Source organism: Streptomyces sp. ADI95-17 (assembly GCF_003846175.1).
Classification (GTDB): domain Bacteria; phylum Actinomycetota; class Actinomycetes; order Streptomycetales; family Streptomycetaceae; genus Streptomyces; species Streptomyces sanglieri.
Genome location: NZ_ML123050.1, coordinates 48,392 through 57,538, shown reverse-complemented (window position 1 = coordinate 57,538; position 9,147 = coordinate 48,392). Strand labels below are relative to the sequence as shown.

Annotated in this window: 8 protein-coding genes and 1 pseudogene; 6 read left to right on the top strand and 3 right to left on the bottom strand. The window is 68.5% G+C overall.

Annotated elements, in window-relative coordinates; genetic code table 11:
* Positions 1–285 precede the first annotated feature (285 nt).
* The gene (locus EES42_RS30970; protein WP_124721630.1) at positions 286–852 is read left to right on the top strand and encodes an RNA ligase 1 family protein; all 567 of its coding nucleotides are present in this window, start codon (positions 286–288) and stop codon (positions 850–852) included.
* A gap of 93 nt (positions 853–945) precedes the next feature.
* On the opposite strand, the gene EES42_RS30965 is transcribed toward EES42_RS30970, so the two are convergent.
* Positions 946–1,224, bottom strand: a complete 279-nt coding sequence (locus EES42_RS30965; RefSeq protein ID WP_124721629.1) for a hypothetical protein — start codon at positions 1,222–1,224, stop codon at positions 946–948.
* 83 nt (positions 1,225–1,307) lie between these two features.
* Between EES42_RS30965 and EES42_RS30960 the strand changes: the two genes are divergently transcribed.
* The gene (locus EES42_RS30960; protein ID WP_124721628.1) at positions 1,308–1,649 is read left to right on the top strand and encodes a Ku family protein; all 342 of its coding nucleotides are present in this window, start codon (positions 1,308–1,310) and stop codon (positions 1,647–1,649) included.
* Between the two features lie 32 nt (positions 1,650–1,681).
* Here EES42_RS30960 and EES42_RS30955 read toward each other — a convergent pair whose 3' ends face one another.
* The gene (locus tag EES42_RS30955) at positions 1,682–2,008 is read right to left on the bottom strand and encodes a hypothetical protein (RefSeq protein ID WP_124721627.1); all 327 of its coding nucleotides are present in this window, start codon (positions 2,006–2,008) and stop codon (positions 1,682–1,684) included.
* 183 nt (positions 2,009–2,191) lie between these two features.
* Between EES42_RS30955 and EES42_RS30950 the strand changes: the two genes are divergently transcribed.
* The 4 genes and pseudogenes from EES42_RS30950 (at position 2,192) to EES42_RS30935 (ending at position 7,366) form a co-directional block, all read left to right on the top strand.
* Positions 2,192–3,988 carry a HEAT repeat domain-containing protein gene (locus tag EES42_RS30950; protein WP_124721626.1) on the top strand — a complete coding sequence of 599 codons (1,797 nt, stop codon included), beginning with the start codon at positions 2,192–2,194 and terminating at the stop codon, positions 3,986–3,988.
* Positions 3,989–4,489: 501 nt separating this feature from the next.
* Positions 4,490–4,701, top strand: a pseudogene (locus EES42_RS46470) (IS1380 family transposase); the annotation flags it as partial.
* A 104-nt stretch (positions 4,702–4,805) separates the two neighbouring features.
* On the top strand, positions 4,806–6,638 hold the full coding sequence (locus tag EES42_RS30940; RefSeq protein WP_323187707.1) for a sensor histidine kinase: 1,833 nt from the start codon (positions 4,806–4,808) through the stop codon (positions 6,636–6,638).
* 74 nt (positions 6,639–6,712) lie between these two features.
* The gene (locus EES42_RS30935) at positions 6,713–7,366 is read left to right on the top strand and encodes a response regulator transcription factor (protein WP_124721625.1); all 654 of its coding nucleotides are present in this window, start codon (positions 6,713–6,715) and stop codon (positions 7,364–7,366) included.
* A 200-nt stretch (positions 7,367–7,566) separates the two neighbouring features.
* Here the strand turns inward: EES42_RS30935 and EES42_RS30930 are convergent, their stop codons facing one another.
* Entirely contained in the window at positions 7,567–8,094 is a 528-nt protein-coding gene (locus tag EES42_RS30930; RefSeq protein ID WP_124721624.1) for a hypothetical protein, read from the bottom strand.
* Positions 8,095–9,147 lie beyond the last annotated feature (1,053 nt).

The following is a 9,147-nucleotide window of genomic DNA, read 5'->3' as shown; positions in this document are numbered from 1 at the left end:
GGGGATCGAGAGACCGGCCGCACGGGGGTGATGCCGGCGGCCCGTACCGCTCCGCGGGCGGGCCGAGGTGTGCGAAGCCGGGACGCTGCAGCAGCGCGTCGACCACGCCGTCCGGACATCCGGTTCAACCTCGAATGGGCCGCGGCCAACCCGCCATCGACGAGGCCGCGCGCGAGGTGTCGCTCATCCACCGCCAGTGCGAGGCCCAGGTGTCGGGGGAGCGCCGGATCGCGGCTTGAACGAAATTCCGATGCACGCAAGCCAGCCAACCGACAGGATCCCGGAATGCAGAAGATTCCCACCGTGTTCGTCCGCGACTTCGACAACAATCCCGCGCCCGTCCTGCCCAAGGTGACCCCCGGCTGCGAATGGGTGCTCACAGGCGAAGGGCAGGCCACCCGCAAGTACGACGGCACATGCGTGATGCTCGACGAAGCAGGCAAGTGGTGGGCGCGTCGCGAAGTGAAGCCCCGCAAGCCGGAACCGCCGAACTACATAGCCCTCTCCGTCGACACCGAGACGGGAAAGACCATCGGCTGGGAGCCAATCGGCCAGTCATCGTTCGCGAAGTTCCACGCAGAGGCCCTTCAGGCGGCCGGGTCGAGCGAGTGGACCGCCGGGACCTTCGAGCTGATCGGCCCGAAGGTGAACGGAAATCCCGAGGGTGGCGACGTTCACCGGCTCGTCGAGCACGCTGCGGCGCAGCACGTCTCAGTGCCAGAGCTGACCTTCGAGGGGATCGGTAGCACAGTGCTGGCCCTGGCAGCGGTCGATGGCTGCGAAGGCATCGTCTGGCACCACCCCGACGGACGGATGGCGAAGATCAAAGCCAGGGACTTCCCGAAAACATGACAACGAAGCGCCCCCGCACCGGGTAGCCGGCGGTTTCTAGCGGTCGTCGCAACACGTTGGTAGTGGTATGGCGTCTGCTGCGTCGTTCCGGCTTCACTTCTCGTCGGGTTCGGCGGGAAGTGAAGCCTCCTCGCGTGGCGGGTCTCCGGCTGGGGCTCGGAAGCGGCCCATGCTCGCCATGATCAGAACGGCTCCGGCCGGGGCCGCGAGCCCGTAGGCCAGCGGGAAGCTGTCTTTCACCAGGTTGAACAGGATGAGCAGGCCGACGAGGCCGGCGATCAGCACGGGCCGTCGGATGACGTGCCGGGCGATGATCTTCAGGCGCCCCATTCCACGGGCGCGGGTGAGTCGTTCCCATTCTGGTGCAGCCATGCCATCACTTTAGGTGCGGCCTGCTTGGTGGGCGCCGGTTCAGAGGAGTTGGCGCAGGCGCTCGGCCGGGGTTTCCCAGCCGAGTGGTCGAGGCGCTGATCGAGGCCAAGGCTGCCGGTGAGGCCGTGGAGAAGGCCGAGCCAGCCGCGCAGCCCACCGGTGTGGTCGACCTGGTGGAGGCCCTGCGAGCCAGCGTCGAGGGGGCCCGCAGCCCGAAGGGCACCGGGGAGAAGGCCGGCACCTCCGACAAGACAGTGCGCGGGAAGAAGTCTGCCGCGAAGAAGCACACCAAGGCCTCGGACATTGGGTCGCTACGGTCGCTGACCAAGACCGAGCTGTACGAGAAGGCCACCAAGGCCGGTGTCAAAGGACGTTCCGGCATGACCCACGACCAGCTCGCCGACGCCCTCGCCAAAGGCAGCTGAAGAGCTTCGGCACGGGCGGGACTCTCGCCCTCTCACGGCCCCGCCTCGGATGCCTTGGGCCCGATGACGACGAATTCCTCGCCATTCCAGTGCATGACCAGTTCCCGTACCCCGTCCGGTCCGCTCCGGGCTGCCCGCACCAGCTCGACCCGGCCCGCCATGCTCCAGCCGTGCTCCGCCCAGTACGGATGGGCACTGATCAGGCAGGACAGCCGGATCAGCTCCCGGCGCAGCTCGGCCGTCCCGACGGCGGGCCGCAAGGCGAGCTTGTTGTAGATGCGGATCTGCCGGCGCCTGAGATCGATCAGGTCAGCTGTGACCGAGCACTGCATCTGCCCAATGAGCACTGGACTTGTCATGCCGCGCAGTTGAGTTGGCCAGTTTGGGGCCGCGATGTTGGGGACCCGTGCCCCCAGCGCGCGGAGGGCCTGCCGGCCCCGTCTCGCTTCGCTGTGCGGAGAGCGTTGCGCGGAGGTGCGTGGGGTGCCGGCGGTGCTCAGCTGGTGCCGTCGATGTCAGTGGTCCCTTGCAGACTGCCGTCCATGATCCACGCACATGATGTCGACTGGACGGCCGGCCACCTGCCCGGTCAGGTATGTGGGGTCCCGGACCATCTCAGGAACATGCTCTCCCCGGCCCCCGCCGTACGGACCGAGGCGTTCGACGGGTTCTACGCGGAGGCCCATGACCAGGGAGCCGTCGACCCGTGCACGGCGATGAGCTTGCCGTTCCTGTTCGACATGGCAGATGACCCTGCCACCCCTGACCAGGCCGAGATCGTCAGGCTGCTCCTCAGCATCGGGCGGGAGAGTTCGTGTTGTGACCCTGAGGACGTCTACTTCACGACGAATGGAGTCGAGTCGACGGCTCACGTCGACATCACCGCTGAGATGACCAAACGGGCGGACGCCTTCGTCCGTTACGCGGCGGACCCGGATCCGTCGGTACGCCGCCCGGCGATCGAGGCCGTCGGTCTCTTCCTCGCCAACGGCGGGCGCGCCGCCCGCGTGCTGGCCGAGCGCCTGCCGGCCGAGGACGGGATCGTGGAGCGGCTGCTGGTCATCCGCACGCTGACGCGTCTGGCCGTCCGGTTGCCGGAGACGGGGACGACCGTGGCAACCTGGCTGGACGAGCTGATCGACGGCCCCGACCGGTCCCACGTCGACGCCCCCGTCCGGCTCTCAGCCCTCACCCATCGTGCCCTGATCGACCCGGACCAGGACACCGCCGACCTCGTGCCTCGCGCGATCGCCCTTTTGCGGGACATCACAGGGACCCCGACCGCTGAGAAGTCATGCGACGGATGCCGGCGGTGCACAGCGACGTTGCACGTCCGCGGACGCACAGTCGTCCCCGCGGTGCGCCCCGCTCACCTGGCCGCGGACCACTTCGATCCCGACCATCCCTGGAAGGAACACTCCCCACTCAGCAGTGTCCTACGCACCCTCCACACCACCTTGGGCGACCGGATCGCGGACCGTACGGCCCTCCTCGTTGCACAGCTGACCAGCCCCGATGCCGCTACCCGGTACGACGCCATCGCCATGACGAAGGACCTTCCCGGCATCCTGCCCCGTCCCGTGCTGACCTCTCTCCTCGACCTGCTCCCGGACGACTGGGCCGCGGCCCGCACCATCCAAGGCGGATTCAGTCAGTGGTTCGGCGGCCGACTCCGGGTCGCCCCCGAGGACACCAAACTCCTTCTCGACACCCTCGACGACTACATGACCACCCTGCGCGCCGCCCATGGTCCGGATGTCTGGGCGATCGACAATGCCGTCGTCCGCGAGGCCTACCAAGAGGCGGTCATGACCCTGGCCGACCACCGTGACCCCCGCGCGCTCCCCGACCTGATCCGTTCCCTGGAGACCCGGGTGGACGACTGGCGGGCCCTTTACGGCGTCGGCGGCTACCCACAAGCCGCCGACCGGCTCGTCCCCCTCCTCGCCGACGGCCTGCGCTTCATCGACCCCGCCCGCCCCAACGCACCCATCCCCGCCGGCCTCTACCTGTCCTGCCTGGCCGAGCTGAGGGACCCCATCGCCATACCCGTGATCACCGACACCCTCACATGGGCCGGCCGGCACCAAAGCTGGGGCGTGGTGACCGGCGCGCTCAACGCCCTCGCGTCCTTCGGCCTCGACGCGCAACCCGCCCACACCTTCGTCCGCCCGCTGACCAACGCCCCCGACGAAGCAGTACGCGCCGCGGCCCGAGCCACGCTCAACGCGCTCAGCGACCCCCACGCACCCCGCACCCCCGGCCGAAGGCCGGAAACGCCTACGGGAAGGAACCGCCCCACTGAGCCCGCTCGACGCGACTCGAAAACCTTGAGGTGAATGCTGAGCATCCAAGTTGCCCATCTGGGTCATCTGTCGTGCTCCGTCACACCGACCTCACCGGCTCCCACGGCGGCGCCGAAGTTTGCCTCCCGGTTGCCCTGGAACTGGTCCGTGCGATGCTCCGCGACCAGGGAGCCTGATGCCGGGGGCTGGCGCGCAGCATTCGCACGACGGACACCACGGCCTTCCGGCGGACATACCCCTTCCTGGCGCTGTACGGCCGCCTGCAGCACTCTGGACACTCCCGGCCGGAGGGGCGATCGGCTTATTCCGTACCCAGCAGGATCGTCACCAGCCGCAAATGGCGGCATCCCTACGACGGGCCCGGCGGTACGTGTACCACGGGGATGTCGGTGTGCCGTCCGGGTCCAGGCCATACGGCCACAGCCTGTTGAAGATACTCGGCATCCCAGCCAGGAGGGCCAGGGCGTCGGTGTCGCCGTGGTCGGCGGCCTGCCGGGCGAGGAAACGCGCGCGAAGCGAAGTCCGCGAGCGGCCTGGCGTTTGGCGGGCCAGGCGGCCCCGAACGCGGGCGGCGAGGTGATCGTGGACATCGACGGGGTCCTGGTCTCGCGCACTCGCAAAAGGAATACGGGGCCGCGACCTGGCGGAAGACCTTCGGTCATCACTCGCTGTTCGCGTTCGTCGACCACGGCCGGGCAGGGTCCGGCGAGCCCGTCGGTGCTCTGCTGCGGCCGGGGTCTTGTGGGTGGCCGACGGATGCCGGGCCGCCACGCCAGGTTGGACTTTCGTCGTTGGCCGTCGCGACCAATGGCCGGCGCGGAGCGGGTTGAGAGGGGCTTAACGTGGCCGGGTGACTCGTGTGGAATCTACGGCCCTTAAAGCATCGGCTCTCCAGGCACTGGCAGCGAGGCTGCGTTCGGCTACCCTGCGGCTGGCTGCCCCGGGCAGGGCTCTCTTGGTTCCCGGAATGTGGTCTCCCTGGCGCATCGTGGGCGAATCGCTGCTGAGCGTAGCGTTTGGGCTGCTGGGAGCAGGTCTCGCGGCCCTGGACCACGGCGGCACCGTACGGATCGCTGCCGCCGGGCTGGCGATCGCAGCGCTGTCACTTCTGCGCCGGACGTTGCCCGCGTCCGTGCTGCTGGTGACGGCCGTCGGCTCTGTCCTGTTCGGCGGTCTCGCTCCGTTGGTCCTTGTCGCCGCGTGGTCGGCGGGGCGGCGGATCGACGGGGTCGGCAGGGCCGTCGGCACCTTCGCCCTCGCATACGTCCTCAACCTCGGCATGGCAGTCGTGCAGGCGCTGCCTCACCTCTCACTGCCCCGCTTGGTCTTCGGCGTCCTGTGGCCGCTGGTCGCGATCATCGTTCCCGGCCTGGCCGGCCGCTACCGGTCGCAGCACCATACGCTGACCGACACGCTTCGGGAGTACGAGGCCCAGCAGCAACGCGAGCGCGCGATGATCGCCGGACAGGCCCGGGCGCGGGAGCGTCAGCGCATTGCGCAGGACATGCACGACAGCCTCGGCCATCAACTGGTGCTCATCTCGGTGCACGCGGGCGCGCTGGAGGTGGACCGCGAGCTGACCGGACGGCAGCGGGAGGCAGTGGGGGTGCTGCGCGAGGCGTCGGTGGCCGCGATGCATGAGCTGCGCGAGGTGGTACAGGTGATGCGGGACAGCACGGAGGCTCCACACGAGGACCGCACCACCCCAGGCGTCGCGGCTGCTGCGGCGGCGGCGGCGGAGGACACCACGGCGCTGTCGCGCGGGGTGGCGGGCATCGAGGGCCTGGTAGGAACGTCCCGGAGCGTGGGCGCGGCCGTGAAGCTGCGGCACTCCGGCGAGCCGTGCCCGCTCCCCCCGACCGCCGATCACGCGGCGTACCGCATCGTCCAAGAGGGCCTGACCAACGCCCACAAGCACGCCCCGGGCGCCCCGATCACCGTCGAGCTGCGGTATGAGCCGGACTCGCTGGTCGTGGAGGTCGCCAACGGACCCGCAACCAGGACGACGGACAACGGCCGGGGCGTGGTGAGCGGCGGCCAGGGGCTGACCGGGCTCGGTGAGCGGACCCGGCTCATCGGGGGCCTGGCGCACGCGGGCCCGACGGCGGACGGAGGCTTCCGGCTGGCGGGCGTGCTGCCGTACACATCGCCGGAAGGCGGGATCCCGAGCCCCGAGCCCGGCAACGTGACGACGACGTTCGTTGATCCAACGAACACCTTTTGGCAGCAGACCCCGGGGGACTCCTTGGACGAGGGTGCTCCTGTCATGAACGGGAACGGTCTGAAGGAGCTGGCCAAGGCAATGAGCAGGAAGAACGGAAGCGGCATAGCCATCGGCTGCGGGATGGCGGTACTGATTTCTCTGCTGCTGGTGATCGCCGCCCTCGGCGTCGGGGGATACTTCCTCCTGAACAAGGCGGAAGAGGCCAGGATCGAGCCGAAGCAGTACGACACGGTGAAGGTGGGCCAGCCCGAGGCAGAGATCCGCAAGCAGTTGCCCAAAGAGAACTCCTTCGTGACCGACGGCCTGGAAACGGATGCGCCGCCCGTGCCCAAGGGCGCGAAGTGCCTCAGCCTGACTTCCACGGAGTCCAGCAACAATCCGGACATGGAGCCGGTCTTCCGGTTCTGCTTCAAGGACGGCAAGTTGACCGAGAAGAAGTCTTTCGAGGTGAGAAACTGAGGAGTAGCGGGCGCTCGATCAGGGATGATGGCGAGTGACCGCAGGCAGACACTCAAGGACCGCGCAGGGGAGTCATGATCAGGGTTCTCGTCACGGATGACGAGCCGCTCATCCGGGCAGGCGTCAGGATGATCCTCTCCTCCGCCGACGACATCGAAGTCGTCGCCGAGGCGGTGAACGGCCGTGAGGCTGTCGAACTGGCCCAGACCCGCCGCGTGGACGTCGTGCTGCTCGATATCCAGATGCCGGTCATGGACGGACTGACGGCCCTGGCCGAGCTGCACCGGACCGTGCCCGACACGCGGGTGCTGATCCTGACAACCTTCGGGGAACAGCGAAACGTACTGCGCGCACTGACTGGGGGCAGCGTGGGCTTTCTGCTCAAGGACTCGGCGCCCGCGGAACTCATGCGCGCGGTCCGGGCTGCCGCGGCCGGAGACGCGTACCTGTCGCCGGGTGCCACCCGCCGTGTCGTGGACTCGTTGGCATCCAGCCAGAGCGCCCACCGTGCTGAGCAGGCCCGCTGCCGGCTGGACGCACTGACCAACCGCGAGCTGGAGGTCCTGGCACTGCTGGGTGAGGGCCTGTCCAACGCGGACGCTGGTCAGCGGATCCATATGAGCGAGGCCACGGTCAAATCGTACGTGAGCCGGATCCTGACCAAGCTGGACTGCGAGAACCGAGTGCAGGCCGCACTGCTGGCACGAGACGCCGACCTGGGAACCTGACCACACCACTCCGTCACTGTCGAACCGGGCTGCAAGATCGTCGGAGGTGAGCACGGCCGACACCAGCCGAGTTCGAACAGCAACTGATCACGTCGCCTACGGTGTCACTCGTTGCATGAAACCCGGTGTCCACTCCCGGGGATCAACCTCACAATCGCTGCTACACCACATGGCGGGACACGACCGTGGGCTTGAGGGCCTCAATGGGCCCGCGCCGGGGGTTGGCAGCCTGTCTCCGGGAAGTGGCCGTTGACGTCCGACCAGACGCGCTCTGCGCTGACGGCACCGGTGAGGCAGGCGGTTCTGCCGATCCAGATTCCGTACATGCTGCCCTGAGCAGGGCTTTCGTCTCCTGAGGTGGGCCGCTCCGTCACCTCTAGGTGGGCAGGAGCGGCCAGTGGTGCAAGGGCCTCGCGCACCTGGGCGGGCCGGGTCCGATGCTGACGTCGCAGGTCCTCAAGGGGCTGCGTGATGTCCTTGACTTTCTCCCGGGCTTGCTTCTCGTCCGCCGGGGCCGGACGGTCCGGGCGTCGGGCCCGGCTGTTGTCGCCGTAGAAGGGCGGCGCATCCGGGCCGGCCGTGTCGCTGCTCGGGGTTTCGTGTTCGGAGGTGTCGGACGACGTGGTGCCGTTGAGATTCGAGAAGAGATCGTCCACGCCCTTCCCGCAGCTCGTCAGAGCGAGGACGAAGAGCACCGCGACTGCGGCCGTGCTGGTACGACGGGTCATGGTCCCAGTGTCCCTTCGCAGGCGCGGCGGGGGCGTGAGTACGCGTGCTCAAGGTGGTTGAACCACCCTGGTTTTTGAAACAGTTTTTGCAGGCTCTGATGAGAGGGGTCTGCCGCTCTCAGGCCGCCGATCCCGGTGGTCCACGAGCCCGTTCCAGGGCCGCGCGTCCGGAATCCGGGTGGTCTTGCGCTGCCCGTGCGTCCAGTCCGAGACCGAGCATCCAGTTCAGCGCGAGCCACGCGGTCTGCAGGAGGAGAGGAACAGCACCGGGTGTCCCTCCCTTAACCCCTAGGGGCCGGGGGACCCGCGCGCTGGTCCGACGAAGCCGTAGGACAGGAAGGCCACGCCGGGTGGGCCGGCGCGCCGGACTGGTCCGCCACTGTCGCTCCCGAGGAGCTCGCCGCCGGCAAGAACTTGGCCACCGGTCGGGCGCTCGACCCGCGCCGGTCCACCCGCACCGCCGCCCGCGACACGGCCGAATCGATGCAGGCGATCTGGGCCGATCGCACCGGAGCGCTGCTGTCTGCGGGTGGGTGCGGACGGTGGCGAGGTGGCAACTGATCGACACTGCATTGTTGTTGGCCTCCGTCCGCCGGTTTGTGTGGCTGCGAAGAACGGCAGCCCGGTCGGGTTGGTGCGCACGAGGTCGGCGTCGTCACCCAGACGGCGGGTGCCGGTACACGGCAACCGTGTTGAGCCGTTCCCGCCCGGGCGCCGACGACACGGCGATGGGCCGCGCCGTCGGCGCTGCGCCCTCCCGTGCCGTCTCAGCGCTGCGGGTCGGGGTGTCGATGGCACGACTGTCGGCAGACGGCGGATCGGCCGCCCACCCTGATTGATGAACGACACGGAGCAGGACTCCAGCAGGACGTCGGTGTGCCGTCCTACACCGCTAGTTGGATCATGAGCCCATCCTCGTGCAGTACGAGGTACGAGTGGGGCGGAACAGAGACTGGAGGTAATTCGAGACACTGATTCTGCACAGAGGACTGGCATGGCTCTACGAGGCGCCCGAACGATTTCCGTGCTCACGGTCGGCACGGTGACGACGTT